The organism is Streptomyces sp. NPDC002790 (genome assembly GCF_040295505.1).
In the GTDB taxonomy this organism is placed as follows: Bacteria; Actinomycetota; Actinomycetes; order Streptomycetales; family Streptomycetaceae; genus Streptomyces.
On the sequence record NZ_JBEOVM010000062.1, the window covers coordinates 1 to 26,846 of the forward strand.

Genomic DNA, 26,846 nt, shown 5'->3' on the forward strand with positions numbered 1-26,846 from the left:
GACCCGGGGGCTCATTGGCGGGGGGGGTTTGTTTTGCCGCAGGGGCTTGATCTATCAAGCCCCTGCGGCGATTGAGCAGGCCCGCCCGGCAGGGCTTTCGGGAAGGGGTGGGGCGGGGGGTTCCAGTGCGGAGGGGTTAGCCTCGGCCACCGGCAGCGGCGCGCGACGAGGGTGAGGGGTGGCATGAACGAGTCGAGCAGGACGTACGACGTGGTGCTTTTCGGGGCGACGGGGTTCGTGGGGGTACTCACCGCCGAGTACCTCGCGGCCAACGCACCCGAGGGACTGCGGTGGGCGATCGCCGGACGCGACACCACGAAGCTGGAGCGGCTGCGTGAGCGGCTGACCGAGATCAACCCGGAGTGCGCGGTACTCCCACTGGTGCGCGTGGACGTCGCCGAGCGGGCCTCGGTACGCGAACTGGCCGTCAACACACGCGTGGTGGCGACGACCGTGGGCCCGTACCTGGAGTACGGCGAAGCGCTCGTCGCCGCCTGCGCGAGCACGGGCACCGATTACGTGGACCTCACGGGCGAGCCGGAGTTCGTGGACCTCATGTACGTGCGGTACGACGCCCTCGCGCGCGACACCGGCGCCCGCATCGTGCACGCCTGCGGCTTCGACTCCATCCCGCACGACCTGGGCGCGTACTACACCGTCAAGCAGCTGCCGGAGGGCGTGCCGCTGCGCGTCGACGGCTTCGTACGGACGAACGCGACGCTCTCCGGCGGCACGTTCGCGTCCGCCCTGAACCAGTTCTCGCGGGCCCGGCAGATGCTCGCCGCCCAGCAGGAGCGGCGCCGCCACGAGCCCCGCCCGATCGACCGCACGGCGTACGCGCCGACCGGCACCCCGCGCTACGCCAAGGAGATCGGCGCGTGGGCCCTGCCGCTGCCGACGATCGACCCGCAGGTGGTACAGCGTTCGGCGCGGGCCGTCGAGCGTTATGGCCCCGACTTCCGCTACCGGCACTACGCGGCCGTGCGGACGTTGCCGTTCGCGGTCGGTGGCGTGGCGGGGATGGGCGCGTTGTTCGCCGCGTCCCAAGTGCCGCCGGTACGGCGGTGGTTGAGCGGGCGGCTCAAGCCGGGCGACGGCCCGGACGAGGCGCGCCGGGCCAAGAGCCGGTTCTCGGTGCGGTTCGTGGGCGAGGGCGGCGGGCGCCGCGTCTACACGGAGGTGTCGGGCGGCGACCCCGGCTACGGCGAGACCGCGAAGATGCTCGCCGAGTCCGCGATGTGTCTCGTACGGGACGAACTCCCGGACACGGCAGGGCAGGTGACGACCACGGAGGCGATGGGCGACGCCCTCATCGAGCGGCTGCGGTCGGCCGGCATCACGTTCCGGGTCGCGGCCGAACGCTGACCGCGCCGCCGCCGACGAGCTCGGCGAGCGCGTCCCGGCACAGGCGGTCGGCCCGGCGGGTCGTCTCCGGGACGCGGTACGCCGGCGTGAGCGACAACGCGTGCGCGCACGCGTTGTCGAGCGAAATCCGGTGGCCCACGGACACGTACACCGGTTTCACGCCGTCCTGGGTGCGCAGCGCGCGGCCGACCTCCTCGGCGCCGTCGAGGAGCGCCGCCGTGCTCCCCCGCCGTGCGCCCAACTCGCCGTGGGAGAAGACGAACGGGTTCTTCGCGACGCCCATGGTGGGCAGGCCTGTGAGCACGCCCAGGTGACTCGCGAGCCCGAAGCGGCGCGGGTGGGCGAGCCCGTATCCGTCGCAGACGACGAGACCGGGGTCGGTGGTCAGCGCCTCGAGCGCGCCCACGACCGCCGGGATCTCGCGGAACGCCAACAAGCCCGGCACGTAAGGGAAGGCGACCTCCCCGAGGGCCGTCGCCTCCTCGACCACGTCGAGCGTCGCGCCGTCCAGGACGACGGCGGCCGCCGCGACGACGCCCCGCTCGTCGTCGTACGCGACGTCGATCCCGGTGACCGTGCCGGCACCCGGCGGCGGCCCGGCCTCGTCCCGTACGACACGGTCGCGCAGCGCGTCCTGCATCCCGCGCGCCGCGCCCTCGTTCGCGGGCCAGCCTTCGGGCACCCCCGTGATCGTCACCATGTGTCCGACCCTAGCCCCAGCCCTAGCCCTTGCCTTCGGGCTTCCGTCTGAACGCCCAGTCCATTCTCGGCTCCATCACGAACCGGAACGTCCGCTGCACCGGTGGTGTGCACAGCAGCGTGATCACGGCCGCCCCGATGAGGGTCACCGTGATCTCGCCCCACGGGGTGTGCACCCAGTCGACGTCGTACCAGTCCCAGAAGCGGGAGCCCTTGGCGAGGAAGCCGTGGAGCAGATATCCGTAGAGCGTTCCCGCGCCGAGCGCCGTGAACCAGAGTTTGCGGCCCGGCACCCACGCGAGGAAGCACGCGACGAGGATCGCCGAGCAGCCGAACATGGCCAGCGTCATGGCCACTCCGGTCCAGCCGGGCGCGCCCAACTCCTGGGCACTGTCCCGCCGGTAGAACCAGGCCGCGTTCATCCTCGGCACCGCCCAGTACGCGAACAGCAGCGCCGCCGCGAACACCGGCACCGCGAGGATCCGCGCCTCCTTGCGGCGCACCAGCTGGAAGTGTTCCGGCTTCAGGACCAGGCCGAGCACGAAGAACGGCAGGAACTGCAGGACGCGTTGGAGGTCCAGGTCGTCGCCGATGCTGGGCGAGACCGAGGCGAGCGCCGCGATGGCGAGCGCCAGCGGGAGCGGCCACCGGATCACCTTCCACAGCGGCGTGGTCAGCCGCCACACGAAGAGTGCGATCAGGAACCAGGTCAGGTACCAGGGGTCGAGCAGGCTGACCGGATAGCCGGGGTCGTCGCCCGCCGTCCGCTTGAAGAGGGTGTAGGCGACCTCGAACACCACGTACGGCACGGCCACGCCCGTGATCAGCCGCTTCAGCCGGCCGGGGCTCGCGTCGAAGGAGCGCGAGAAGTAGCCGGAGATCACGATGAACGCCGGCATGTGGAACGCGTAGACCGTGGTGTAGAGCGCGGCCGCGGCCCGGCTGTCGTCGCGCAGCGGCTCCCACGCGTGCCCCATCGCGACGAGCACGATCGCCAGATATTTCGCGTTGTCGTAGAACGCGTCCCGGCCCCCCGCCGCCCGCACCTCCGTGCGGGCGGCCGGGACCGCCGTCACGCTCACAGGTGGCGGGTGATCGCGGGCATCAGGTCCTGGAAGGTCCGGCCCGCCGCCGGCTCCCCGATCGCTCTCAACTGCCAGCCGCCGCCCTCGCGTTGGACCTTGGCCATGATCTGCGCGGTGTGGCCGCCGCCGCCCTCGAGCGTGTAGCGGGCGAGTTCCTGCCCGGTGGTCTCGTCGACGAGTCGGCAGTACGCGCTGCCGACTTCGGCGAAGGTCTGCCCGGTGAACGAGTTCACGGTGAAGACGATCTGGTCGACCTCCTTTGGCACGCGCGGGAGTTCGACGGCGATGGACTCGTCGTCGGCCTGCCCGGTGCCGCCCACGAGGTTGTCGCCGCTGTGCCGCACCGACCCGTCCTCGCTGACGAGGTGGCGGAAGAAGACGACGTCGACGTAGCTCTTCCCGGAGAAGAGCACGGCGGACGCGTCGAGGTCGATCTCGCGGGTGCCGGTCAGCTTGGCGAGGAAGCCCTTGCGGGGCGCGGCCTGCCAGCCGAGTCCCATGCGTACGAGGGTGAGGGCGTCGCCGGTGTCCTTGCTGAGGCTGATCTGCTGGCCCTTGGCCAGGTTCACGGACATTGCGATGCTTTCTGGTCGGGCGGTCGGGTGGTCTGGGTGATCGGACGGTGTCGTACGAGGCGCCGCCCGCCCGGAGTCCCGGAGCGGGCGGCGCCGGAGCGGCGCGTGCCTCAGACGTTGACGCCGAAGTCCTGCGCGATACCGGCCAGGCCCGAGGCGTACCCCTGGCCCACGGCGCGGAACTTCCACTCCGCCCCGTGCCGGTACAGCTCGCCGAAGACCATCGCGGTCTCGGTGGAGGCGTCCTCGGAGAGGTCGTAGCGGGCGATCTCGGCGCCGCCCGCCTGGTTCACGACGCGCATGAACGCGTTGCGGACCTGGCCGAAGCTCTGGCCGCGCGTCTCGGCGTCGTGGATCGACACCGGGAAGACGATCTTGTCGACCTCGGCGGGCACCCCGGCGAGGTTCACCTTGACGCTCTCGTCGTCGCCCTCGCCCTCACCGGTGAGGTTGTCCCCGGTGTGCTCGACCGAGCCGTCCGGGCTGGTGAGGTTGTTGTAGAAGACGAAGTGCCGGTCCGAGAGCACCTTCCCCGCCGCGTCGCACAGCAGGGCGCTCGCGTCGAGGTCGTAATCGGTGCCCGTCGTCGTGCGCACGTCCCAGCCCAGGCCGACCGTTACCGCGGTCAGGCCCGGCGCCTCCTTGCTGAGCGAGACATTGCCGCCCTTGCCCAGGGAAACTCCCACAGCTGCTACCTCCATCATTTCCAACACTTGCGCAAAGCTTAAAGTGGTGTCGCGGTCTCGTCGCTCTCCTTCATGGCCTTCGTCTCGCTTTTGAGGATGCGCAAAGACTTGCCCAGGGAGCGTGCGGTGTCCGGCAGCTTCTTGGACCCGAAGAGCACGATGATCACGACGCCCAGGACCAACAGGTGCCAGGGCTCCAGTGCGTTGCGGAACATGGCGTTCACCTCTTGTCGTGGTCGGACCGCGACCGGAGTGGGCGTCCCACCCCCACAGCCGCGCTTGCTACATTGCGCAACTGTACAACCAACGGGTGGATCTACAGCAAGGGCATGGGTATGGGGCGACGGCGTAAGCGCAGCCGACTGCGGATCACACTCGTGACGGGCCTTGCGGTGCTCGTCCTGATCACCGGCGGCGCCGGCTGGCTCTACCTGAAGCTGAACGGGAACATCGACACGTTCGGCTCGGACGGCCTGTCCAGGAACCGGCCCGCCGACACGTCCAAGGGCGAGAACGTGCTGGTGATCGGCACCGACGCACGCACCGGCGGGAACAGCGACCTCGGCGGCGGCGACAGACACGACATCGGCCGCTCGGACACCGCGTTCCTGCTGCACGTCTACGCCGACCACCGACACGCCGTCGGCATCTCCATCCCCCGCGACACCCTGGTCACCATCCCGCCGTGCAAGCTCCCCGACGGTACGTGGAGCAGCTCGCGGACCAACGTGATGTTCAACGCGGCCTATACGACGGGCCAGACCGCCGAGGGCAATCCGGCCTGCACCCAGAACACCGTCGAACAGCTCACGGGGCTGCGCGTCGACCACACCGTCGTCGTCGACTTCAAGGGCTTCTCGCAGCTCACCGACGTGGTCGGCGGCGTCAGGGTCTGCCTGCCGAACGACGTCTACCAGAACGACCTCAACCCGAACCGGCCCACGCAGGGCAAGCGCCTCTTCAAAAAGGGCGAGCAGACCGTCGCCGGGCAGCGGGCGCTCGACTACGTCCGCATCCGGCACGGCATCGGCGACGGCTCGGACATCGGCCGCATCCAGCGCCAGCAGTCCTTCGTCTCCAGCCTCATCAAGAAGATCAAGTCCGATGGCCTCACCCCGACGAAGCTGTTGCCGCTCGCCGACGCCGCCACGAAGTCGATGACCGTCGACCCCGGTCTGGGCTCGGCGGACAAGTTGCTGTCGTTCGCGATGTCGATGAAGGACGTCGACCTGCACAACACCAAGTTCGTCACCATTCCCTGGAAGTACGAGGGCAACCGCGTCGCCGTCGTGCACCCGGACGCCGACGCGCTGTGGGCGGCGCTCAAGAAGGACCGCACGCTCGACGGCAAGGACGCGAGCGGCAAGAAGGGCGGTGCCAAGGCGGGTTCGTCCCCCAGCCCGAGCGCCACCGAGGAGATCTCGGGCGAAGGCGTCTCCGTCAACGTCTACAACGGCACCGCCACCCCCGGCCTCGCCGCCGACGCCGCCGCGGCGCTCACCGGCCGCGGCTTCACCGTCCCCGCGACCGGCAACGCCGCCGACCGGGCCCGCGCCACCACGACCATCACCTACGGCCCCGGCGAGAAGGCCCACGCCTCGGCCGTCGCCCGGCTCTTCCCCGACGCCGAACTGACCGCGGGCACGGCGCCGGGCATCGGCGTGGTCCTCGGCGCGGACTACCGGCCGGGCAGCGCGGCCTCGCCGACGCCGACCCCGACGACGGTGCCCTCCGGCGTGGCCGACACCGCGCGCTCGGCGGACCAGGACATCTGCTCGCACCTGTCGTACGGGTGAGGCCCTACGGCTGCTCCGCCCAGCTGCCCCTGCGCCGCAGCAGGACCAGCGCCAGCGCGTACGCCACGAGGATCGCCGCGAGCAGCGGGTAGTAGAGCGGCGGCAGGCCGGAGACGCCGAGCCACGGGCCGAGCGGGGTCAGCGGCAGCAGGATGCCGACGGCCGCGAGGCCCGTCGCCGCCCAGCGCACGGGGCCCGGCGTACGGCCCTCGGCGGTCCTGCGGCCCGTGCGCAGCAACAGCATCACGAGGGCCTGGGTCAGCAGGTTCTCCGTGAACCAGCCCGCGTGGAAGCCCTGTTGGTCGCCGATGTTCAGGGAGCCGGGCAGGCACAGGGCGAGCGCGCCGAAGGTCGCGAGGTCGGCGAGCGCGCCCAGGGCGCCGAAGCCGGTGATGAAGTGCAGGAAGGGCCGGGGCCGCAGCACGGTGGGGCGGCGCAGCGCGGCCGTCCGTGGCCGGTCGAAGGCGAGCGCGAGCTGGGCCACGTCGAAGCACAGGTTCTGGACGAGGACCTGCGGCGGCAGCATCGGCAGGAACGGCAGCAGCAGGCCCGCGGCGAGCATCGCGATCACGTTGCCGAGGTTGGAGGAGAGCGTGATCCGCAGGTACGAGGCGATGTTGGCGCTGGAGTGCCGGCCCGCCACGACGGCGTGTTCGAGCGCCGTGAGGTCCTTGTCGGCGAGCACCACGTGCGCGCTCTCGCGGGCCACGTCGACGCCTCCGGCGGGGCAGACGCCGACGTCGGCGGCGCGCAGGGCGGGCAGGTCGTTGACGCCGTCGCCGAGGAATCCGGCGGTGTGGCCGCGGCCGCGCAGGGCGGCGATGACGCGGGCCTTGTGCTCGGGGGTGCAGCGGGCGAACACGGTGGTGCGGGCGGCGAGCTCCCCCAGCCGCTCGTCGTCGAGGTGCTCGATGTCGGCGCCGACGACGACCTCGCCGGGCTCGATGCCCACGTCGCGGCAGACGCGGGTGGCGGTGGCCGGGTGGTCGCCGGTGAGCACCTTGACGGTGACGCCGCGCTCACCGAGGGCGCGGACGGCGTCGTGCGCGGTGTCGGCCGGGGCGTCGTGGAAGGCGACGAAGCCCTGGAAGGTCAGGCCGCGTTCGTCGGCCGGGGTGTAGCCGCGGGCGCGGGCCGTGCGCTCGGCGGTGGCCACGGCCAGCAGACGGACGCCGTCGGCAGCGAGGTCGTCCGCCCGCTTGTGCGCCGCGGCCAGCTCGTCCTCGTCGAGCGCGCAACGCTCCAGGACCTCCGCCACGGCGCCCTTCACCGCGAGGACGTGCACGCCGAGGGTGCCGGGTTCCTTCACGACGGCGGTGGCCAGGCGGCGTACCGGGTCGAAGGGCAGGGCGTCGACACCGTCGTACGCGTCCCAGTCCTCGGGGCCCGTGGCCGCGAGCAGCGCCTCGTCGAGCGGGTCGGGGTCGGTGAGTTCGGCGGTCTGCAGCGTCCACCAGGCGGAGGCGCCCGCCCAGTGCAGGGCCTCCGGCTCGGTGCGGTCGGGGTCGACGGCGGGCTGGTCGCGGGTGAGGGTGCCGGTCTTGTCGACGCACAGCACGTCGACGGCGCCGAGGTCGTGCAGGGCGGGGAGACGGCGCACGATGACGCCGTGCGAGCGGGCGAGGAGGGAGGCGCCGCGGGCCAGGCAGATGGTGACGATGACCGGCAGCATCTCTGGGGTGAGGCCGACCGCCACGGCCACCGCGAAGGGCAGGGTCTCCAGGCCCCGGCCGCGCACCGCCGCGTTCGCCATCAGCACCAGCGGCGGGGTCAGCAGCATGAAGCGGATCAGCACCCACGAGATGCCGTGCACGCTGCGGTCGAAGGCGCTCGCGGGTCGGTCGCGGCGCGCTCCGTGCACGGCGGCGAAGCGGGTGTCGGCGCCGGTCGCGACGACGACCGCGGTGCCGCTGCCGGAGGCGACGCTGCTGCCCTGGAACAGCAGGTGCCCCTCGCCGTCCCCGTCCGGCAGGTCGGCCGGTTCCTTCGGCACGGGCGCGGACTCGCCGGTGAGGGCGGCCTGGTGCACGGTGAGGCCGCGCGCCTTCAACAGGCGTACGTCGGCGGGTACCAGGGCGCCGGGCGCGAGGCGCACCACGTCGCCGGGTACGAGGTCGTCGACCGGGATCTCACGCACGCGTGGTGCGTCGCCGGGGCGGTCCCTGCGCTGCACGCTCGCGGTGCCCGCGACGAGTTCGCGCAGCCCGGCGCCGGCCCGGTCCGCCCGGTACTCGCCGTGCGTGCGCAGCACGCTGCTGACGATGACCAGGGCGAGGATGACGCAGGCCGTGCCCCAGGAGGCGACGAGCGCGGAGACGAGCCCGAGGCAGAACAGCACGGTGGTGAACGGGTCGCGCAGGCTGCGCCACATCCGCAGCGGCCACGAGGGCTGCCGGGCGGTGGGCAGGGTGTTGCCGCCGTACCGGGCCAGTCGCCGTTCGGCCTCGTCCGCGGTCAGTCCGCGCGGGCTCGCGTCCAGAGCACGCAGCGTCTGCAGCGCACTCGGACCCTCGGGGGCGGTACGCGGCTGCGGCACCGAGCCGGTCCGCTCGGCCGGTTCGGGAACGGCCACGGGCCGGCCTTCAGGCTCCCGCGCCACGCAGGCGGCGCACCGGCGCCTTGGCCTGCTCGGCGCGCTCGGTGAGCTGGCCGATCATGAGGTGGACCACGCTCACGACCTCGGGATCGTCGACGTAGTACACCTGCCGCCGGCCCTCGCGCCGGGACCGTACGAGGCCGGCGAGCTTCAGCTTGGTCAGGTGCTGGCTGACGGCGGGCAGCGCGCCGCCCACCCGCTCGGCGAGCCCGCTCACATCGCTCTCGCCCTGCGCGAGGGCCCACACCATGTGCAGCCGCACCGGCGACGCGAGCAACGCGAACGCCTCGGCCGCCTCGGCGAGCACATCGGCGGACGGATCCTCGAACCGCCTGGCCCCTGCCACCACTGTCCACTCCTGTCCCACTGCCGGCATGCGTGCAGGGGCAAGTCTAGGCGCGCTTCAGATGGCTCCGAGGTCGACCGTCAGCTCGAAGGGCGCGGTGGCCTTCACCGTGCCGGTGAACACGTCGCCGTCCCGGTAGGTCTTGTTCGCGGGGTCCAGGACGTACGTGTAGACGATCGGGAGGCCGGTGACGGCCTGTTCGATGCGCCAGTAGAAGGGGATTCCCGCCTTCGCGTACTGGTCGACCTTGACGATCCGGTCGGTGGTCTCCGAGCCGGGTGACACGACCTCGACCACGAGGAGCACGTGTTCGGGGCGGGTGGGGGTGAGGTCGATGGTGTCGGCCCGGTACACGGTGACGTCGGGTCGCCGATTGGTGAGGGGGACGTCCTGAAGGCGTACGTCGAAGTCGGTGTCGGCGTTCCAGTCCGCGCCGGCGGCGGCATCCAGGGCATTGGCCAGGATGCGGGCGAGCCGGTTGTGCCGTTTGGATGCGCTGGGGCTCACGACAACCATCCCGTCCACGACCTCGATGCCGGCGCATTGCTCCTCGCTCCAGGAGTCGTACTGCTCCGCGGTGATCGGCGTGTGCATCCAGTCCGGTGCGACCATCTCGGCGGTCATGACGTACCTCCCTCGCGAGTGCCCGACGCTTCCCGTACCGCCTCGCCAGCCTACTGTTCCGCGCCCTCCCACGTCTCCGGCCGCCACAGGCCCGCGCGGCGGAGGGACTGGGGGCAGTGGAGGTAGATCTCGTCGATGTGCAGGAGGAGGGCCAGGCTCGGGGGTTGGCCCTTGACCGTCATGTCGGCGAAGAAGGGGGCGTCGGTGAGGATGCGGGCGCGGCCGTTGATGCGCAGGACGTCCGTGGCGCCGGGTATCAGGAAGAGCAAGCCCGCGTGCGGGTTCTGGATGATGTTGTGGAAGCTGTCGCCGCGGCGGTTGCCGGGGCGGTCCGGCAGGGCGATCGTGCGGTCGTCGACGATGTGCGCGAAGCCGGGGGCGTCGCCGCGCGGCGAGGTGTCGCAGTTGCCGTCCGCGTCGGACGTGGAGACGAGGCAGAACGGTGAGCGGGCCAGCAAGCCCCGGTCCTTCTCGGTGAGTTCCCCGTGCACCTTCTCGATCACGATGGGCCAGGGCTCGCCGAGGATCTCGCGCAGCAGGGCCGGGGACGTCAACTCCTCACAGCCCTCGGGGAGTCGGGGCGATCCGGTCGCGAGGGTGTCCGTGACGTGCGGCAAGCCGACTCCTGAGTCCGAGGTGGTTGATTCTCGTACCTTATCCGATGTTAGGTTAGGCTCCCCTAATGTTCGGAGCGCCCGGTTCCGGCGCCTGCCGCTGCGCGGCAACACGGTGAACAGGACGGAACGGTGCCACTCATAGCGCGGAGACCCCGCGGATCCCTGCTCGCCGGGCTGCTCCCCCTGGCCCTCGTACTCGCGGGCGCCGTTCTGCTCAGCCTCGCCGTCGGCTCCGGCGACGTCCCGCTCGGCGATGTCGTGGCAGGCCTGTTCCACCCGGACCGCGCCGACCGGGCCCAGCTGATCGTGCGTGAGGTCCGCGTGCCCCGCACGGCCGCCGGGCTCCTCGCCGGGGTGGCGCTCGGGCTCGCGGGCACCGTGATGCAGGGCGTGGCCCGCAACCCCCTCGCGGATCCGGGCCTGTTGGGCGTCAACGCCGGTGCCTCCGTCTTCGTCGTCTTCGCCATCAGCGTGCTCTCGCTGAGCGACCCCTCGCAGTACATCTGGTTCGGCTTCCTCGGAGCCTGTCTCGCCGCCGTCCTCGTGTACGGCGTCGGCAGCCTCGGCCGGGACGGCGCGACGCCCGTGAAACTCGCCCTGGCCGGCGCCGCCGTGGCCGCCGCCCTCGGCTCGGTGACCAGCGCCATGCTGCTCACCGACAGCCGCGCCTTCGACCAGTTCCGATTCTGGCAGGTCGGCTCGCTCAATGGGCGCGAGCCCGAAGTGCTGTGGCAGGCGCTGCCGTTCATCGCCGTCGGCGCCGTGCTCGCCCTCGCCCTCGGACCGCAGCTCAACACCCTCGCCCTCGGCGACGACACCGCGCGCGGCCTCGGCCAGCGGATCGCGCTCGCCCGGCTCGGCGCGGCGGCCTGCGTGGTCCTGCTGTGCGGGGCGGCGACCGTCGTCGCGGGCCCGATCGCCTTCGTCGGGCTCGCCGTTCCGCACGCCGCGCGCCTGATCACCGGCCCCGACCACCGCTGGATCCTGCCGTACAGCGCGCTCATCGCACCCTCCGCGCTACTCCTCGCCGACGTCGCGGGACGCCTCGTCGCTCGCCCCGGCGAGGTACAGGTCGGCGTCATGACGGCGGCGCTCGGCGCGATCCCCTTCGTCGTCCTGGTACGCCGCAGAAAGACGGTCGAGCTGTGAACACCGAGCTGCGTCCCGCCGCCGGACGCGTCGCCGCCGTACGCCGCCGGGGGCGTGCCCGGTTCACCGCCGTGAGCGCGGCGCTCGCCGCGGCCGCGTTCGCCGCGCTGTGCGTCTCGCTCAGCCTCGGCGACTACACGCTCCCGCTGGCCGACGTCGTACGCACCCTGTTCGGAGGCGGCGACAGCGGCACACAGTTCGTGATCCTCGAACTCCGGCTCCCCCGCGCCCTGTTGGCGCTCCTGGTCGGCTGCTGCTTCGGGCTCTCCGGCGCCGTCTTCCAGACGCTGCTGCGCAATCCGCTGGCCAGCCCCGACATCATCGGCGTGAGTTCGGGCGCGGGCGCCGCCGTCGTGCTCGCCGGGGCGATAGCCGGGCTGAGCGGTCCTTCCCTGTCGGCCGTCGCGCTCGCCGGCGCGCTGGTGGCGGGAGCCGCCGTCTATCTGCTCGCCTGGCGCAAGGGCGTCACCGGCTACCGGCTCGTCCTCATCGGGCTCGGCGTCGGCACCGGCCTGTCCAGCCTCATCTCGTACCAGATGACGCGCTCCGACGTGACCGAGGCGCAGACCGCGTTCCTGTGGCTGGCCGGAAGCCTCAACGGCCGGTCCTGGCCCCAGTTCTGGCCGCTGCTCGGGGCCGCCGTGCTGCTGCTTCCGCTGACCGCGCTCGCCGCCCGCGCCCTCACCGCGCTCCAGCTCGGCGACGACACCGCCGGCGGACTCGGCGCCCGTGTCGAGCGGGACCGGCTCGCCCTCCTCGCCTGCGCCACCGCGCTGGCCGGCGTGGCCACCGCCGCCGCGGGCCCGGTCGGCTTCGTCGCCTTCGTGTCCGCGCCGATCGCGCGCCGCCTGGTGCCGGGGCAGGGCGCGGCGCTGCTGCCGGCCGCCCTGACCGGGGCGCTGCTCGTGACGGTCGCCGACTTCGTGGGGCAGCACCTGCTGTCCGGCACCCAACTGCCGGTCGGCATCGTGACGAGCGTGATCGGCGCCCCGTATCTGCTGTGGCTGCTCGCCCGGTCCAACCGCGCGGGGACGGGCGGCTGACCATGACCACCAGCAAGGAGAAGACCGTGGCATCCCCGCACACCCTGCAGGCCCGCGGCCTCGAACTCGGCTACGGCGAGCGGCGGATCATCTCCGGCCTCGACGCCGACATCCCGGCGGGCCGCATCACGGTCGTCGTCGGCCCCAACGCCTGCGGCAAGTCGACGCTGCTGCGCTCCATGGCCCGGCTGCTCACGCCGACCGACGGCGCGGTCCTGCTCGACGGGCGCGACATCCAGCGGACGTCGACCAAGGAGGTCGCCGCGGTCCTCGGTGTGCTGCCGCAGACGCCGGTGGCGCCCGAGTCCATCACCGTCGCCGATCTGGTGGGCCGGGGCCGCTACCCGCACCAGGGCTGGTTCCGCCGCTGGACGGCCGCCGACGACGAGGCGGTAGCCGCCGCCCTGCACGCGACCGACGTCCTCGACCTCGCGGACCGGCCCCTCGACCAGCTCTCCGGCGGCCAGCGCCAGCGCGTGTGGATCGCGATGGCGCTCGCCCAGGAGACCGACGTGCTCCTCCTCGACGAGCCGACCACCTACCTCGACATCAGCCACCAGCTCGACGTCCTCGACCTGCTGACCGACCTCAACCGGGAGCGCGGCGTCACCCTCGTCGTCGTCCTGCACGACCTCAACCTGGCCTGCCGCTACGCCGATCACCTCATCGCCATGAAGGACGGCCGGATTGTCGCCGAGGGCGCGCCCGCCGACGTCGTGACCGAGTCCCTCGTCGACGACGTGTTCGGGCTGCGCAGCACCGTCATCCCCGACCCGGCGTCCGGCACCCCGCTGATCGTCCCCATGGGGCGCCACCACATCCGGTAGCCCCCACCTCCGTACCCCTTCGTAGAGAGAACACACACCATGGCCCGCACTGCCCCTCGCAGACTGCTCATCGGCGCCGCCGCCCTCGCCCTCACCGGCTCGCTCGCCGCCTGCGGATCCGAGAAGAGCGACGCCGCCGACGGCTCCGGCCAGAAGTCCTCCGGCGCCTTCCCGGCGAAGGTGTCCACCAAGTTCGGCACCGTCACGGTCGAGGAGCAGCCCAAGCGGGTCGTCGCCCTCGGCTGGGGCGACGCGGAGACGGCGCTCGCGCTCGGCGTGCAGCCCGTGGGGGCGAGCGACTGGCTGGCGTTCGGCGGCGACGGCCTCGGGCCGTGGGCCAAGGGGAAGTACGACAAGTCCCCGCAGAAGATCGGCACGCTGGAGCCCGAGTACGAGAAGATCGCGGCCCTCAAGCCGGACCTCATCCTCGACACCAAGGCCAGCGGCGACAAGACCCGCTACGACACCCTCAACAAGATCGCGCCGACGGTCGGCGTCCCCAAGGGCGGCGACCAGTACAAGACCCCCTGGAAGAAGCAGACCGAGATGGTCTCGCAGGCACTCGGCCTCGCCGACAAGGGCGAGAAGTTGATCGACGACACCGAGCAGGAGTTCGCCGCGGCCGCGAAGGAGCACCCGGAGTTCAAGGGGAAGACCATCACGATCGCCTCGCGCACCGCCTCCGCCTGGGGCGCCTACGTGCGCGGCACCGGCCGCATCGACTTCGTGGAGCGGCTCGGCTTCAAGAACAACCCGGCCGTCGAGAAGAAGGCCGGCAGCGCGTTCTCCGTGCCCGTGTCGGAGGAGAACCTCCAGATGCTGGACGCCGACCTCATGGTGATGGCACCCATCGGCACCACCGCGAAGAAGATCGCCGACGACCCGCTGTACAAGGCGATCCCGGCGGCGAAGAGGGGCCACTCGCTCGTCTTCGACGACAAGAACATCAGCTCGGCGTTCGCGACCGACTCCGTCCTGTCGGTGCGGTACGCGCTGAAGCACGTGGTGCCGCTGTTCGCGGACAAGCTCAAGTAGTCACACCCGGCTCCCCGCCGCCGTGTCCGACGACAGTCGCTGCGCCACGTACACGGGGATCACGGACAGCAGGACGAGGACGACGGCCACCACGTTGACCACGGGGGCCTGCTGGGGGCGGGACATGTTGGAGAAGATCCAGATGGGCAGGGTCTGGACGCCCGCGCCCGCCGTGAACGTCGTCACCACGATCTCGTCGAAGGACAGCGCGAACGCGAGGAGGCCGCCCGCCGCGAGCGCCGAGCGCATCAGCGGGAACGTGATGTCACGGAAGGTGCGGAAGGGGCCGGCACCGAGGTCCATCGCGGCCTCCTCGTACGAGGAGGCGAGGCGGCGCAGCCGGGCCGCGACGTTGTTGAAGACGACCACGACGCAGAACGTGGCGTGGCCGACGACCACCGTGAACAGGCCGAGGCCGATGCCGATCGGTTCGAGGACCGTGCGGAAGGCCGTGTTGAGGGCGACGCCGGTGACGATGCCGGGCAGCGCGATCGGCAGGACCACCGCGAAGGAGATCGCCTCGCGGCCGAAGAAGCGGTAGCGGGACACCGCGAACGCGGCGAGTGTGCCGAGGACGAGGGCGATCGCCGTGGCGGCGGTGCCCGCCTTCACCGACGTCCACAGCGCGTCTCTTGCGCCCGCGCTGTGCCAGGCGTCGCGCCACCAGTCGAAGGTGAGGCCGGGCGGCGGCCAGCCCGAACTCCGGTCGGGGTTCAGCGAGTTGACGACGACCAGGAGCAGCGGGACGTAGATGACGGCGAAGCCGAGGCCGGCGCCGACGCGGAGCGCGATGCGTGCCGGGCGGGACAGGTGCATCTCTGGCCCCCTTCAGAGGCTGCTGAGCGCACCCGTGCGGCGCACCGCCAGCAGGTACAGGACGATCACCACGACCGGCACGGTGCCGAGCGCCGCCGCCAGCGGCAGGTCGAGCGTGATGTTCGCGTAGACGAGATTGCCGATCAACTGCGTTTTCCCGCCCACGATTTGGACCGCGATGTAGTCGCCGAGACTGAGCGAGAACGTGAAGACCGAACCGGCCGCGACCGACGGCAGGACGAGCGGGAACAGTACCGTGCGGAAGGTGCGCCAGGCGCGGGCGCCGAGGTCGGCGGAGGCGTCGAGCATGCTGTCGGGGACGCGTTCGAGGCCCGCGTGGATCGGAAGGATCATGTACGGGAGCCAGAGGTAGGTCAGGACGAGGACCGTCGCGACGAGCCCGTAGCCGGGCGCGTCGAGACCGAAGGGCTTCAACAGCCAGTCGAGCAGGCCCCCTTGGGCGAGCATGACGCGCCACGCGTACGCCTTGACGAGGTAGCTCGCCCACAGGGGTGTGAGGATCGCGACGACCAGGAGCGGGCGCCACCGCGGCTTCGCGACGCGCGCCGTGCAGAACGCGATCGGGAAGGCGATGACGATGCACAGCGCCGTCACACCGAGCGCGACTCCTACGCTCCGCAAGGCCACTTGGCGGTACACCCCGGTCGTGAACAGTGCCTTGAAGTTGTCCAGCGTCCACGTCCGCACGATGTCCGACGTGAACGGGTCCGTGGTCCACAGGGCGGAGAGGAACAGGACCGCGAGCGAGCCGAGGTAGGCGACGACCAGCCAGGTCAGGGGCGCGGCGAGCAGCAGGGACAGGCGGAGCCGGGGGCTGCGGTGCAGCGCTCCGGCGGCGCGCTTCGAGACACCCGCGGCCCGCTCCGAGTCACCCCGCTTCGAGGTCAGTGACACGTCACCCCTTGATCTCCGTCCACGCCTGCACCCACTTCGCGTACGGCACGCACTTGGTGTCGGTGCGGCCGTCGAGGCACTGCGGGATGGGCGTGGTCCAGAAGTGGACCTTCTTCCAGTACGCGGCGTCGTCGGCGTGGTACGTCGCGCAGTGCTTGGGGTCGGCGGTCTCCTCGCAGGCCTTCGCGTTGGCGGGGGCCTCGCCGAAGTACTCGGCGACCTGGGCGTTGACCTTCGGCGAGACGATCCAGTCGAGCCATTTGTAGGCGCAGTTGGGGTGCTCGGCCTTGGCGGACACCATCCAGGTGTCGGACCAGCCGGTGGCGCCCTCCTTCGGGAGGATCGCCTTCACGGGCGCCTTCTCGCCCTGCGCGGTGTTCAGGATGACCTGCCAGCTGGTGCCGACGACGGAGTCTCCGCTCTTGAACGCGGAGACCTCCTTGAGGTAGTCGCTCCAGTACTCACCGACGTTGGCGTTCTGCTTCTTCAGCAGGGCGACCGCCGCGTCGAACTGCTTCTGGTCGAGGGCGTAGGGGTCCTTGATGCCGAGGTCCGGCTTGGTCTTCATCAGGTAGAGGGCGGCGTCGGCGATGTAGATCGGCGAGTCGTAGGCGGTGACGCGGCCCTTGTGCTGCCCTGCGTCGTCGAAGACGGCCTTCCAGGAGTCGGGTGCGGGTTTCACCTTGTCCGTGCGGTACATGAGGAGGTTGGCGCCGCGGCCGTGCGGGATGCCGTACGCGACCTTCTTGACCGAGTTCCAGGGCTGCGTCTTCAACCCCGGGAAAACATCTCGGTAGTTGGGCACGAGGTCGGTGTTGACCGGGGCCGCGTCGCCGGAGGCGATCAGGCGCAGGGAGGCGTCGCCGGACGCGGAGACGGCGTCGTACTGTCCCGTCTTCATCAGGTTGACCATCTCGTCGGAGGTTCCCGCGACCTTCGTGGAGACCTGGCAGCCGGTCCGCTCCTCGAAGGGGTGCACCCAGTCGACCTTCGGGTCGTTGGAGCCGTCCTCGGCGTAGCCGGCCCAGGCGATCAGGTTGACCTCGCCCTCGGTCTTGCCGAGGGACTTCGGGGCGGACATCTTCGGCGGGGTGAAGCCCTGCCCGCCGGGCGCGCCCTTGGCGCCACCGCCGCCGTCGTCGGACGAGCCGCAGGCGGTGGCGAGCAGGAGGCCGCCGAGCGCGGCGCCGGCCATCAGGGTCCTAGTTGCGCGCACGTGAACACTCCCAGGTCGTCGGGGTGAGTCAACTTGGCTGGTACAGAGGGACGTTGTGCCGATGGTGCCAGCGCAGGAGGACGCGGGCGCCGGGCGGCGCGGGCGCGTCCGCCGTGCCGTCCGGGTCGCCCGTGCCGTCCGCACTGTCGGCGGGGCCGGTGTTCTGGCGTATGACGACGAAGCGCACGCCCGCGTCGGTGTCGACGACGACGCGGGTGCTGTCCCCCAGGTACACGGCGTCGGCCACGGTGCCGCGCACCTCGCTGTGGTCCTCGCGGGCGTGCTCCGCACCGGGGTCGAGGACGCGGATCTTCTCGGGCCTGACACCGAACGTGCCCGCTCTCCCGACGAGCAGTTCGGCGGCGGCCCCGGTGAGCGTGTTGGAGGTGCCGACGAAGGACGCGACGAAGGCGGAGGCCGGGCTCTCGTACAACTCCCTCGGCGTGCCGACCTGTTCGACACGTCCCGCGTGCATGACGGCGACGCGGTCGCTGAGGGCGAGGGCCTCGGCCTGGTCGTGGGTGACGAGGACGAAGGTGATGCCGACCTCGCGCTGCAACTCCTTTAGCTCGACCTGCATCTGCTCGCGCAGCTTGAGGTCGAGGGCTCCGAGGGGTTCGTCGAGCAGCAGGACGCGCGGGCGCACCACCAACGCCCTCGCCAGGGCAACGCGTTGGCGCTGCCCGCCCGAGAGCTGTCCCGGCCTGCGCCCGCCGAAGTCCTCGAGGCGGACGGACGCGAGGGCGGCGCGGACCCGCTCGGCCTGCTCCCGGCGCGGGACGCCGCGCACCTTCAGGCCGTAGCCGACGTTCTGCTCGACATTCATGTGCGGGAACAGGGCGTAGTCCTGGAAGACGGTGGTGACGTCGCGTTCGAAGGGCGCGCGCCGGGTCACGTCCTCGCCCGCGAGATGGATCGTGCCGCCCGAGGGAGCCTCGAAGCCGGCGACGAGCCGCAGCACGGTCGTCTTGCCGGATCCGGAAGGACCGAGCAGCGAGAAGAACTCGCCCTCGGCGACGTCGAGTTCCAGCCCGTCGACGGCGCGCACTTCGCCGAACGACTTGCACAGGTCCCGCAGCCCGATCGCTGCGCCCTCCTTGGCGGTGGCCATAGCCGTAGATCATGCACACTTCAACGACAGCCACAAGGGTGCGGGAGGCCCGCAGATCACCTTTGTACGGGAATTGACGCGCCTGCCATCCCAGCAGTACCGACGGTCACACCCGCACCACGGTTGGATCCGGTGACAGAGGTCACTCGAATTTGACCGGGTTCAGGCGCACGGATTCCCTCATTCCGCCGTCTCTACATATGAGGCCGTGCAGTGGTCCACCGTCCAGCCGTCACAAGGGAGCAGGCGTTGTCCGTCATCGAGCAAGCCGTCGAGGCCCGTCTCGTCGCCGCCGCGCCGCGCATGGCGCACATTCCGGCGACCCTGCGCTACGACGTCCGCGACCCGTTCGCCGTGCGCATGTCCTTTCCGGCCCCGGCCACCCTCGAAGGCATCGCCGTGAGCTGGACGTTCGCCCGTGAACTGCTCACCGGCGGGGTGAGCGGTCCGGCGGGCGCGGGTGACGTGCGGGTGAAGCCGTACGGGTACGACCGCACGGTCCTGGAGTTCCACGCGACGGAGGGCACGGCGATCGTGCACATCCGCACCGGCGAGCTGCGCCGCTTCCTGGCGGAGACGACGGAGCTGGTGCCGGTCGGCGAGGAGGCGTCGCACGTGGACGTGGACGGCGACCTGGAGGAGCTACTGCGGGACGCCTGTTAAATCCTTTGACGGCTCCGGCAGGTACTTCTACCTTGGTTGACGGTTCTGTTGCCGTCGATAGGAGAAGGACGTTGCTCGACTGAGGTCCTGAGACACCGCGCATGACACGCCGCTCGCTCGCGTGTCCGTGCCGCCGTGTGCCGACCTCGGTTTCTCCCGAGCCGTCCTCCCGCAGCAGGCCTTCCGTGCCCCCGCGGTGTCTCGAACGCGTTGCATCCCACCGTTCACACCGAGCAAACCGCGAGGCCGCCTCATGTCACATTCCTCCACGCACCCGGGCTCCGCCCCCGCCTCCGTCGCCTGCACCGCCCTCGACTTCGCCTGGCCCGACGGCACCGGCGTCTTCGACGGACTCCAGGTCGCTTTCGGCCCCGGCCGCACCGGGCTCATCGGCCTCAACGGGGCAGGGAAATCAACCCTGTTGAAGCTGATCTCCGGTGAGCTGACCCCGACCGACGGCACCGTGCGGGTGTCCGGCGACATCGGCTACCTGCCTCAGAACGTCACCCTCGACACGGCACTCCGCGTCGACCAGGCGCTCGGCATCGCCGTCACCCGCGCCGCCCTGCACGCCATCGAGGCCGGCGATGTACGGGAGGAGCACTTCACCGCGGTCGGCGACGACTGGGACGTCGAGGAGCGGGCGGGAGCCATGCTCGGCGAGCTGGGTCTCGGCCACGTAGACCTGGACCGCACGATCGGCGAGGTCTCCGGCGGCGAGTCCGTACTGCTGCGGCTCGCCGCACTCCTCCTGCGCCGCCCCGACGTACTGCTGCTCGACGAGCCCACCAACAACCTCGACCTGCGCGCCAGGCAGCGCCTGTACGCCGCCGTGGAGGCGTGGTCCGGAGTCATGATCGTGGTCAGCCACGACCGTGAACTCCTCGACCGCGTCGACCAGATCGCCGATCTGCGCGACGGCGAGGTCGCCTGGTACGGCGGGAACTTCTCCGCGTACGAAGAGGTGCTCGCCGCCGAACAGGAGGCGGCGGAGCGGATGGTGCGGGTCGCCGAGTCCGATCTGAAGAAGCAGAAGCACGAACTGACCGACGCCCACGTCAAGTTGGCGCGGCGCAAGCGCTACGGCCAGAAGATGTACGACATCAAACGCGAACCGAGGGCGGTGATGAAGCTGCGCAAACGCTCCGCACAGGTCTCCGCGGGCAAGCACCGCATCCTGCACGAGGAGAAGCTCGCCGAGGCGAAGGAGCGGCTCGACGAGGCCGTGGAGGCGGTGCGCGACGACGACGAGATCCGCGTCGACCTGCCGTACACGGCCGTGCCGCCGGGCCGCTCCGTACTCACCCTGCGCGGGCTCCAACTCGCTTACGGGGCACGGGTGGACGGCGAGTGGGAGCTGCGGGGCCCCGAACGCATCGCGCTCGTCGGGCGCAACGGCTCGGGCAAGACGACGCTCCTGCGCACCATCGCGGGTGAGCTCGAACCGGTCGCGGGCGAGACCCTCGCCCACGTGCCGCTGCGCTTCCTGCCCCAGCGGCTCGACGTGCTCGACGAGGAGCTGAGCGTCGCCGAGAACGTGGCAAGGTTCGCGCCGGACGCCACCAACAACCGGGTGCGGGCGCGGCTCGCCCGCTTCCTGTTCAAGGGGGCCAAGGCCGACCAGCCGGCGGGGACGCTGTCGGGCGGCGAGCGCTTCCGTGCGGCGCTCGCCGCGCTGATGCTCGCGGAGCCCGCGCCGCAGCTGCTGATGCTGGACGAGCCGACGAACAACCTGGACATCGCGTCCGTGCACCAGCTGACGTCGGCCCTGGAGTCGTACGAGGGCGCGCTCATCGTGGCGGGCCACGACCTGCCGTTCCTGGAGTCGATCGGCGTGACGCGGTGGCTGCTGATGGACGGGACGCTGCGGGACACGACGCTGGAGGAGGTGCGGGCCGCGTAGTCAAGTAGCCGGTCCAGAAATTGGCGGGATACCCGACAAAAGGTGTCGGGTATCCCGCCTAGCGTCGCTGACATGCAGCGCACCAAAGCCACCGGAACCGGACCCGGCCACCGCCACATCCGCATCGTCGGCGCCCGCGAGAACAACCTCCGGGCCGTCACCCTGCGCATCCCCAAGGAGCGGCTCACCGTCTTCACCGGGGTGTCGGGGTCGGGCAAGTCCTCCGTCGTCTTCGACACCATCGCCGTGGAGTCGCAGCGGCAGCTGGGCGAGACGTATCCCAGGTTCGTCCGCAACCGGCTGCCCAAGTACGAGAAGCCGCACGCGGACGCGCTGGAGGAGCTGACGCCCGCGATCGTCGTCGACCAGCGACCGATCGGCGGGCACTCCCGGTCCACGGTCGGCACCATGACCGACGTGTACTCGGTGATCCGCGTGCTGTTCTCGCGGCACGGGACACCGAGCGCAGGCGGCGCGACCGCGTACTCGTTCAACGACCCGAGCGGGATGTGCCCGGCGTGCGACGGGCTCGGGCGCGCCGTGCGCCCCGACTACGAGCGCATCCTCGACCCGTCGAAGTCCCTCGCGGGCGGAGCGGTGCTGTTCCCGCCGTTCGCCGCCGGGACCTGGCAGGGGCAGACGTACACCAACACCACTGACCTCGACACCGCCAAGCCCGTGGGCGAATTCACCGCCGCCGAGCGGCAGTTCCTGATGCGCGGGACCGGCACCAAGGTCAACGTGGACAATACGGGCGGCAGCCGGGACATCTCCTACGAAGGGCTCGCCGACCGTTTCGAGCGGCTGTACCTCAACCGCGACCTGTCGACGCTGAGCCGGCGCACCCGCGATCTCGTCGGCCGGTACCTGACCGAGGGCACCTGCCCGGTCTGCGACGGGGCGCGCCTGAACGCCGCCGCGCTCGCCACCCGCGTCGAGGGCCTGAGCATCACCGAGTGCACGCGCATGGAGGTCGGCGAGCTGATCCCGGCGCTGCGCCGCATCAAGGGCGCCGTGGCCGGGCCGATCGCCGAGGCCGCCGTCACCGCCCTGGAGCGCATCGAGGCGATCGGCCTCGGCTATCTCAGCCTGGACCGCGAGACGTCGACGCTGTCCGGTGGCGAGGGGCAGCGCCTGAAGACCGTGCGGCACCTGGGCTCCAGCCTGACCGGGATGACGTACATCTTCGACGAGCCGAGCGTGGGCCTGCACCCGCGCGATGTGGGGCGGCTCAATGATCTGCTGCTGCGCCTGCGCGACAAGGGGAACACGGTCCTCGTCGTGGAACACGACCCCGATGTCATCGCCGTCGCCGATCACGTCGTCGACATGGGCCCGGCGGGCGGCGCCGACGGCGGGCGCGTGGTGTTCGAGGGCACACCGGGCGCGCTGCGGCGCGCGGACACGCTCACCGGCCGCTGCCTGCGCCGCACGGGCGGGGTGAAGGAGCACCCGCGCGCGGCGACCGGGCACGTACGGGTCGAGGGTGCCCGGATCCACAACCTCAAGAACGTCACCGTGGAGGTGCCGACCGGGGTGCTCACGGCCGTCACCGGCGTCGCCGGGTCCGGAAAGAGCTCGCTCGTGTCCGGGGAGTTCCGCGCCGCGCACCCGGAGGCCGTGGTCGTCGACCAGTCGTCCATCGGGATCTCGGGGCGCTCCACCCCGGCGACGTATCTCGGGATCATGGACACCGTACGGAAGGTGTTCGCGCGCGAGACCGGCACGGAGCCGGGGATGTTCAGCTTCAACTCGGTCGGCGCCTGCGAGCGCTGCGAGGGACGCGGCGTGATCTTCAGCGATCTGGCGTTCATGGACCCGGTGACCACGGTGTGCGAGGCCTGCGGCGGGCGGCGCTTCAAGGACGAGGTGCTGGGCCTGACCGTGCGCGGCCGCAGTGTCGCGGACGTGCTCGACATGACGGCCGCGCAGGCCCTCGACCACTTCGCGGACCTCGACGACAAGGGCGTACGCCGCAGGCTGCGCGCCCTGCGCGACGTCGGCCTCACCTATCTCACGCTCGGACAGCCGCTGAGCACCCTGTCGGGCGGCGAGCGCCAGCGCATCAAGCTGGCCACGCAGCTGCACCGGCACGCCGCGACGTACGTCCTGGACGAGCCGACCACCGGCCTGCACATGGCGGACGTCGACGGGCTCGTGGCACTGCTCGACCGGCTCGTCGACGCGGGCAACACGGTGGTCGTCGTCGAGCACAACCTCGATGTGATCCGGCGGGCGGACTGGATCGTCGATCTGGGCCCGGAGGGCGGCCGACACGGCGGCGAAGTGCTTTTCGAGGGAACGCCGGCCCAACTGCTCGGCGCGGAGGGCTCGTTCACGGCCGAGCATCTGCGGCGGGCCGTCGCGGGCGCGGACAGGCCCGGTGAGGGGGACGTGACGGCCGCGTGACAGGGGATTCCGCGGCACTTCCGCGACACGTGTCGCCCTGTGCATGATGTGCGCACCGTCACTCTCGCTCTTCGTCATGGAGTACGTCGTGCCCAGCAAGAAGGCCCTCGTCCGCCGCCCGGGACCGCGCATCGCGGACGGGCTCGTCACCCACATCGAGCGGACCCCCGTCGACGCCGCGAAGGCGCAGGAGCAGTGGAAGGGGTACGTGGGCGCGCTGGAGGCGTGCGGCTGGGAGACGTTCCTGGTGGAGCCGGTCGACCTGTGCCCGGACGCCGTGTTCGTGGAGGACACGGTGGTGGTCTTCAGGAACGTGGCACTGATCACCCGGTCGGGCGCCGAATCGCGGCGCCCGGAGACGCCGGGCGTCGAGGAGGCCGTGGCGCGGCTCGGCTGCTCCGTCAATTGGGTGTGGGAGCCGGGGACCCTCGACGGAGGCGACGTACTGAAGGTCGGTGACACGATCTACGTAGGGCGCGGCGGGCGCACCAACGCGGCGGGGGTGGCGCAATTGCGCGCCGTCTTCGAACCGCTCGGCGCGCGTGTGGTGGCCGTTCCCCTGTCCAAGGTGCTGCACCTGAAGACCGCGGTGACCGCGCTGCCGGACGGGACCGTCATCGGCCATCCGCCGCTGGTGGAGCACGCCTCGCTGTTCCCGCGCTTCCTGCCGGTGCCCGAGGAGTCGGGGGCGCACGTGGTGCTGCTCGGCGAGGACCGGCTGCTCATGGCGGAGAGCGCGCCGAAGTCGGCGGAGCTGCTCGCCGACCTCGGTTACGAGCCGGTTCTGGTCGACATTTCCGAGTTCGAAAAGCTGGAGGGGTGTGTGACCTGCCTCTCAGTTCGCCTGCGAGGCCTGCACACGTAACAGGATCTTTATTGGGCGCTTAACCTACGGCAACGTAACCTACGACACCGTAGGTATCTCCGCTCGTCTTATCTCCGTCCCCCAGGAGCCTCCGTGACCGTCACCTCTCCCCACCTCGGCTCGTCGACGACGTGGACCGACGCCCGCTTGCTCCACGCGCTGGAAGAAGTCGTTGAGCAGGAGCTCAACCGACACCTCAAGGTCGCCAAGGACTGGATGCCGCACGACTACGTGCCGTGGTCCGACGCCCGTAACTTCCCCGAGTTCTTCGAGGACGGCGAGGCCTGGTCCAAGGAGCAGTCCAAGGTTACCGAGGTCGGCCGCACCGCTCTCATCGTGAACCTGCTCACCGAGGACAACCTGCCCAGCTACCACCACGAGATCGCCTCGCTGTTCGGCCGCGACGGCGCGTGGGGCACGTGGGTGCACCGCTGGACGGCGGAGGAGGGGCGGCACGGCATCGTGATGCGCGACTACCTGCTCGCCTCGCGCGCCGTCGACCCCGACAAGCTGGAATCCTTCCGCATGTCGCACATGAGCGAGGGCTTCGAGTCGGACAACCGGCACTCGATGCTGCACTCGGTCGCCTACGTCTCCTTCCAGGAGCTGGCCACCCGCGTCTCGCACCGCAACACGGGCCACCAGTCCGGTGACCCGGTCTGCGACCGCATGCTCGCCCGTATCGCTACGGACGAGAACCTGCACATGGTCTTCTACCGCAACCTGCTGAAGGCCGCCTTCGAGATCGCCCCCGACCTGACGATGCAGGCCGTGCGCGACGTCGTCGTGAACTTCCGGATGCCGGGGCACGGCATCCCCGGCTTCGAGCGGGCCGCCGCGCAGATGGCGATCGGCGAGGTCTACAACATGCGCATCCACCACGACGACGTGATCCAGCCCGTGCTGCGCTTCCTGAAGGTCATGGAAATCGACGGCCTCGGCCCCGAGGGCCTCAAGGCCCAGGAGGAACTCGGCCTGTTCATGAACGGTCTGGACACCGAGGCCGCCAAGTTCGACGAGAAGCTGGCGGCCCGCAAGGCGCGGATGGCGGCGCGGGCGGCCGGCGCCTGACCACGCCCGACCACGCCCCGGAGCGTCAGCTCCGCCTGAGGCGCTGACGCTCCTTCTCCGAGAGGCCGCCCCACACCCCGAACCGCTCGTCGTGGGTGAGGGCGTACTCGAGACAGCTCTGCCGGATCGTGCACAGGCCGCAGATCGTCTTGGCCTCCCGGACGGAGCTTCCCGGCTCGGGGAAGAAGAATTCGGCACCGGTCTGGGCGCACAGCGCCTGGTCCTGCCAGGTGGGGCCGGCAGGCGTAAGGGTCGTGTTCGCGTACATGCCGGCCACTCTGCCGCCACCCGAAAAACGTTCGATCAACGCTCAATCAACGCGCAATCAAGCCCCGCCGGCGCTTGAGGCGCGGGGCCCGGGACAGAGCCCCGCACCCCCACGCCGAACCGCAGCCACGCACCGACTACCGCTGCTCCGGATCCCCCTTGATCACGGCGAACGCCGCACCGTGGGGATCCGTCAGCTTCGCGATCCGCCCGACGCCGGGGATACTGACCGGCTCGGACCGCACCGCGCCACCCAGCTCCCGCGCGCGGTCCGCCGTCGCGTCCACGTCCGGGACGTGGAAGTACGGCTGCCAGTGCGCGCCCGCCGCGCCCTCCACCGGGTCGGCGGCCAGCGGGACCACGCCGCCGAACATCGCGTTCTCGTCCGTGCCCGGCGGGTTGATCGTCGTGTAGCTGCCGCCGGGGAACTCGACGTCGAACGCGCCCCAGTTGAAGACCGAACCGTAGAACCTCTTCGCGGCGGCCACATCCGGGACGTACAACTCCACCCAGTTCAGCCCGCCGTCGTCCTTGATGTACTCGAGCCCCTTGTTCTTCCCCGGCTGCCAGATGCCGAAGTAGGCGCCCGCGGGGTCGGCGAAGACGGCCATGCGGCCCAGGTCGAAGACGTCCATCGGCTGCAGCGCCGCGGTGCCGCCGGCCTGCTCGACCGCCTTCGCCGTGGCATCCGCGTCCGCGCTCTGGAAGTACACGGACCAGCCGGGCTCGCCCTGCTCCGCGGTGACGGTCATGGCACCGCTCACCGTCCTGCCTTCGAGCTGGAACATTCCGTACCCGCCGGCCTCGGGGCCCGCCGACTGGAAGGTCCAGCCGAAGAGGCCGCCGTAGAAGGAGATCGCGCCCTCCATGTCGGGGGTACTGAGGTCCATCCAGTTCGGCGCGCCGTCCACGAACTCGGTAGTGATCATGGGTCTTGCCCTCCTCGTCGAGGGATTCTTTTCCGGACTGCCGAGTCTTGCACCGGGCACTGACAACCGCCCTCGCACCACGCTGACCTGGGCTGGTTCAGACCAAAGGAACCGAACACTCCGCCTTCAACAGTTGAACCCAAACAAAACGTGGGAGCGCTCCCTGTGCGAAGTCTTGACGCCTCCGTCCCCTCTCGCCACAGTAGTGCTCCCCCACACACCCCCCACATTCAGGGAG

General features: G+C 70.9%; 25 protein-coding genes and 1 pseudogene. 11 read left to right on the forward strand and 15 right to left on the reverse strand.

What is annotated here, in order from left to right; genetic code table 11:
• Positions 1 to 183 precede the first annotated feature (183 nt).
• Positions 184 to 1,365 (forward strand): saccharopine dehydrogenase family protein, encoded by a 1,182-nt coding sequence (locus ABT004_RS24105; RefSeq protein WP_351340497.1) that lies wholly within the window; start codon positions 184 to 186, stop codon positions 1,363 to 1,365.
• Here the strand turns inward: ABT004_RS24105 and ABT004_RS24110 are convergent.
• The 5 genes and pseudogenes from ABT004_RS24110 to tatA form a co-directional block, all read right to left on the reverse strand.
• Positions 1,337 to 2,065, reverse strand: coding sequence for an endonuclease V (locus tag ABT004_RS24110; RefSeq protein ID WP_351340499.1), 729 nt, complete (start codon positions 2,063 to 2,065; stop codon positions 1,337 to 1,339). The two genes, ABT004_RS24105 and ABT004_RS24110, sit on opposite strands and share 29 nt — an antisense overlap.
• Positions 2,066 to 2,087: 22 nt before the next feature.
• On the reverse strand, positions 2,088 to 3,146 hold the full coding sequence (locus tag ABT004_RS24115) for an acyltransferase family protein (RefSeq protein WP_351340502.1): 1,059 nt from the start codon (positions 3,144 to 3,146) through the stop codon (positions 2,088 to 2,090).
• A complete protein-coding gene (locus ABT004_RS24120) occupies positions 3,143 to 3,724 on the reverse strand; it encodes a TerD family protein (RefSeq protein ID WP_351340504.1) in 582 nt (193 codons plus the stop codon). Before ABT004_RS24120 ends, ABT004_RS24115 begins: the two co-directional genes overlap by 4 nt.
• Before the next feature lie 110 nt (positions 3,725 to 3,834).
• Entirely contained in the window at positions 3,835 to 4,410 is a 576-nt protein-coding gene (locus tag ABT004_RS24125; protein ID WP_351340507.1) for a TerD family protein, read from the reverse strand.
• A 53-nt stretch (positions 4,411 to 4,463) separates the two neighbouring features.
• Positions 4,464 to 4,625: pseudogene (gene tatA, locus ABT004_RS24130) on the reverse strand (Sec-independent protein translocase subunit TatA); the annotation flags it as partial.
• A 114-nt stretch (positions 4,626 to 4,739) separates the two neighbouring features.
• Here tatA and ABT004_RS24135 point away from each other — a divergent pair.
• Positions 4,740 to 6,206, forward strand: coding sequence for an LCP family protein (locus ABT004_RS24135; RefSeq protein WP_451190254.1), 1,467 nt, complete (start codon positions 4,740 to 4,742; stop codon positions 6,204 to 6,206).
• A 4-nt stretch (positions 6,207 to 6,210) separates the two neighbouring features.
• Here the strand turns inward: ABT004_RS24135 and mgtA are convergent, their stop codons facing one another.
• Genes mgtA through ABT004_RS24155 form a run of 4 tightly spaced genes read right to left on the reverse strand, consistent with a single transcriptional unit; the run spans position 6,211 to position 10,389 of the window.
• A complete protein-coding gene (gene mgtA / locus ABT004_RS24140) occupies positions 6,211 to 8,778 on the reverse strand; it encodes a magnesium-translocating P-type ATPase (protein ID WP_451190257.1) in 2,568 nt (855 codons plus the stop codon).
• A gap of 10 nt (positions 8,779 to 8,788) precedes the next feature.
• On the reverse strand, positions 8,789 to 9,178 hold the full coding sequence (locus ABT004_RS24145; protein ID WP_351340512.1) for an ArsR/SmtB family transcription factor: 390 nt from the start codon (positions 9,176 to 9,178) through the stop codon (positions 8,789 to 8,791).
• A gap of 27 nt (positions 9,179 to 9,205) precedes the next feature.
• Positions 9,206 to 9,772: a Uma2 family endonuclease gene (locus tag ABT004_RS24150; RefSeq protein ID WP_351340514.1), complete on the reverse strand. Its 567-nt coding sequence runs from the start codon at positions 9,770 to 9,772 to the stop codon at positions 9,206 to 9,208.
• Positions 9,773 to 9,822: 50 nt separating this feature from the next.
• Complete coding sequence (locus ABT004_RS24155) at positions 9,823 to 10,389, reverse strand: MSMEG_1061 family FMN-dependent PPOX-type flavoprotein (RefSeq protein ID WP_451190261.1); 567 nt, start codon at positions 10,387 to 10,389, stop codon at positions 9,823 to 9,825.
• 129 nt (positions 10,390 to 10,518) lie between these two features.
• On the opposite strand from ABT004_RS24155, the gene ABT004_RS24160 reads away from it, so the two are divergent.
• Genes ABT004_RS24160 through ABT004_RS24175 form a run of 4 tightly spaced genes read left to right on the forward strand, consistent with a single transcriptional unit; the run spans position 10,519 to position 14,443 of the window.
• Complete coding sequence (locus tag ABT004_RS24160) at positions 10,519 to 11,538, forward strand: FecCD family ABC transporter permease (RefSeq protein ID WP_451190264.1); 1,020 nt, start codon at positions 10,519 to 10,521, stop codon at positions 11,536 to 11,538.
• On the forward strand, positions 11,535 to 12,581 hold the full coding sequence (locus ABT004_RS24165; protein WP_351340516.1) for a FecCD family ABC transporter permease: 1,047 nt from the start codon (positions 11,535 to 11,537) through the stop codon (positions 12,579 to 12,581). Before ABT004_RS24160 ends, ABT004_RS24165 begins: the two co-directional genes overlap by 4 nt.
• A 2-nt stretch (positions 12,582 to 12,583) precedes the next feature.
• A complete protein-coding gene (locus ABT004_RS24170) occupies positions 12,584 to 13,408 on the forward strand; it encodes an ABC transporter ATP-binding protein (protein WP_351340519.1) in 825 nt (274 codons plus the stop codon).
• A gap of 39 nt (positions 13,409 to 13,447) precedes the next feature.
• Positions 13,448 to 14,443, forward strand: coding sequence for an iron-siderophore ABC transporter substrate-binding protein (locus ABT004_RS24175; protein WP_351340521.1), 996 nt, complete (start codon positions 13,448 to 13,450; stop codon positions 14,441 to 14,443).
• Here the strand turns inward: ABT004_RS24175 and ABT004_RS24180 are convergent, their stop codons facing one another.
• The 4 genes from ABT004_RS24180 to ABT004_RS24195 are packed head-to-tail and all read right to left on the reverse strand — an operon-like array spanning position 14,444 to position 18,501.
• Entirely contained in the window at positions 14,444 to 15,259 is an 816-nt protein-coding gene (locus ABT004_RS24180; RefSeq protein WP_351340523.1) for an ABC transporter permease, read from the reverse strand.
• 12 nt (positions 15,260 to 15,271) lie between these two features.
• Positions 15,272 to 16,174: an ABC transporter permease gene (locus ABT004_RS24185; RefSeq protein ID WP_351340526.1), complete on the reverse strand. Its 903-nt coding sequence runs from the start codon at positions 16,172 to 16,174 to the stop codon at positions 15,272 to 15,274.
• A gap of 1 nt (position 16,175) precedes the next feature.
• A complete protein-coding gene (locus ABT004_RS24190; protein WP_451190271.1) occupies positions 16,176 to 17,390 on the reverse strand; it encodes an ABC transporter substrate-binding protein in 1,215 nt (404 codons plus the stop codon).
• A gap of 28 nt (positions 17,391 to 17,418) precedes the next feature.
• Positions 17,419 to 18,501 (reverse strand): ABC transporter ATP-binding protein, encoded by a 1,083-nt coding sequence (locus ABT004_RS24195; protein ID WP_351340529.1) that lies wholly within the window; start codon positions 18,499 to 18,501, stop codon positions 17,419 to 17,421.
• Between the two features lie 303 nt (positions 18,502 to 18,804).
• Between ABT004_RS24195 and ssgD the strand changes: the two genes are divergently transcribed.
• The 5 genes from ssgD to ABT004_RS24220 all read left to right on the forward strand — a co-directional run bounded on the left by ssgD (position 18,805) and on the right by ABT004_RS24220 (position 25,412).
• Positions 18,805 to 19,164: a spore wall synthesis regulator SsgD gene (ssgD, locus tag ABT004_RS24200; protein ID WP_351340572.1), complete on the forward strand. Its 360-nt coding sequence runs from the start codon at positions 18,805 to 18,807 to the stop codon at positions 19,162 to 19,164.
• A gap of 253 nt (positions 19,165 to 19,417) precedes the next feature.
• Entirely contained in the window at positions 19,418 to 21,067 is a 1,650-nt protein-coding gene (locus ABT004_RS24205; RefSeq protein ID WP_351340532.1) for an ABC-F family ATP-binding cassette domain-containing protein, read from the forward strand.
• Between the two features lie 72 nt (positions 21,068 to 21,139).
• The gene (locus ABT004_RS24210) at positions 21,140 to 23,476 is read left to right on the forward strand and encodes an ATP-binding cassette domain-containing protein (RefSeq protein ID WP_351340535.1); all 2,337 of its coding nucleotides are present in this window, start codon (positions 21,140 to 21,142) and stop codon (positions 23,474 to 23,476) included.
• A gap of 88 nt (positions 23,477 to 23,564) precedes the next feature.
• Positions 23,565 to 24,341 carry a dimethylargininase gene (ddaH, locus tag ABT004_RS24215; RefSeq protein WP_351340538.1) on the forward strand — a complete coding sequence of 259 codons (777 nt, stop codon included), beginning with the start codon at positions 23,565 to 23,567 and terminating at the stop codon, positions 24,339 to 24,341.
• A gap of 93 nt (positions 24,342 to 24,434) precedes the next feature.
• Complete coding sequence (locus ABT004_RS24220) at positions 24,435 to 25,412, forward strand: acyl-ACP desaturase (protein WP_351340540.1); 978 nt, start codon at positions 24,435 to 24,437, stop codon at positions 25,410 to 25,412.
• 25 nt (positions 25,413 to 25,437) lie between these two features.
• On the opposite strand, the gene ABT004_RS24225 is transcribed toward ABT004_RS24220, so the two are convergent.
• Positions 25,438 to 25,680 carry a WhiB family transcriptional regulator gene (locus tag ABT004_RS24225; RefSeq protein WP_351340543.1) on the reverse strand — a complete coding sequence of 81 codons (243 nt, stop codon included), beginning with the start codon at positions 25,678 to 25,680 and terminating at the stop codon, positions 25,438 to 25,440.
• A gap of 136 nt (positions 25,681 to 25,816) precedes the next feature.
• The gene (locus tag ABT004_RS24230; RefSeq protein ID WP_351340546.1) at positions 25,817 to 26,608 is read right to left on the reverse strand and encodes a VOC family protein; all 792 of its coding nucleotides are present in this window, start codon (positions 26,606 to 26,608) and stop codon (positions 25,817 to 25,819) included.
• Positions 26,609 to 26,846 lie beyond the last annotated feature (238 nt).

Coding starts and splice junctions, on each gene's coding strand:
- ABT004_RS24150 (WP_351340514.1), bottom strand. CDS start 9,772: ATGACCGCCGAGATGGTCGCACCGGACTGGATGCACACGCCGATCACC.
- ABT004_RS24230 (WP_351340546.1), bottom strand. CDS start 26,608: ATGATCACTACCGAGTTCGTGGACGGCGCGCCGAACTGGATGGACCTC.
- ssgD (WP_351340572.1), top strand. CDS start 18,805: ATGGCGCACATTCCGGCGACCCTGCGCTACGACGTCCGCGACCCGTTC.
- ABT004_RS24225 (WP_351340543.1), bottom strand. CDS start 25,680: ATGTACGCGAACACGACCCTTACGCCTGCCGGCCCCACCTGGCAGGAC.
- ABT004_RS24180 (WP_351340523.1), bottom strand. CDS start 15,259: ATGCACCTGTCCCGCCCGGCACGCATCGCGCTCCGCGTCGGCGCCGGC.
- ABT004_RS24110 (WP_351340499.1), bottom strand. CDS start 2,065: ATGGTGACGATCACGGGGGTGCCCGAAGGCTGGCCCGCGAACGAGGGC.
- ABT004_RS24210 (WP_351340535.1), top strand. CDS start 21,140: ATGCAGCGCACCAAAGCCACCGGAACCGGACCCGGCCACCGCCACATC.
- ABT004_RS24170 (WP_351340519.1), top strand. CDS start 12,584: ATGACCACCAGCAAGGAGAAGACCGTGGCATCCCCGCACACCCTGCAG.
- ABT004_RS24205 (WP_351340532.1), top strand. CDS start 19,418: ATGTCACATTCCTCCACGCACCCGGGCTCCGCCCCCGCCTCCGTCGCC.
- ABT004_RS24105 (WP_351340497.1), top strand. CDS start 184: ATGAACGAGTCGAGCAGGACGTACGACGTGGTGCTTTTCGGGGCGACG.
- ABT004_RS24175 (WP_351340521.1), top strand. CDS start 13,448: ATGGCCCGCACTGCCCCTCGCAGACTGCTCATCGGCGCCGCCGCCCTC.
- ABT004_RS24195 (WP_351340529.1), bottom strand. CDS start 18,501: ATGGCCACCGCCAAGGAGGGCGCAGCGATCGGGCTGCGGGACCTGTGC.
- ABT004_RS24145 (WP_351340512.1), bottom strand. CDS start 9,178: ATGCCGGCAGTGGGACAGGAGTGGACAGTGGTGGCAGGGGCCAGGCGG.
- ABT004_RS24135 (WP_451190254.1), top strand. CDS start 4,740: ATGGGTATGGGGCGACGGCGTAAGCGCAGCCGACTGCGGATCACACTC.
- ABT004_RS24120 (WP_351340504.1), bottom strand. CDS start 3,724: ATGTCCGTGAACCTGGCCAAGGGCCAGCAGATCAGCCTCAGCAAGGAC.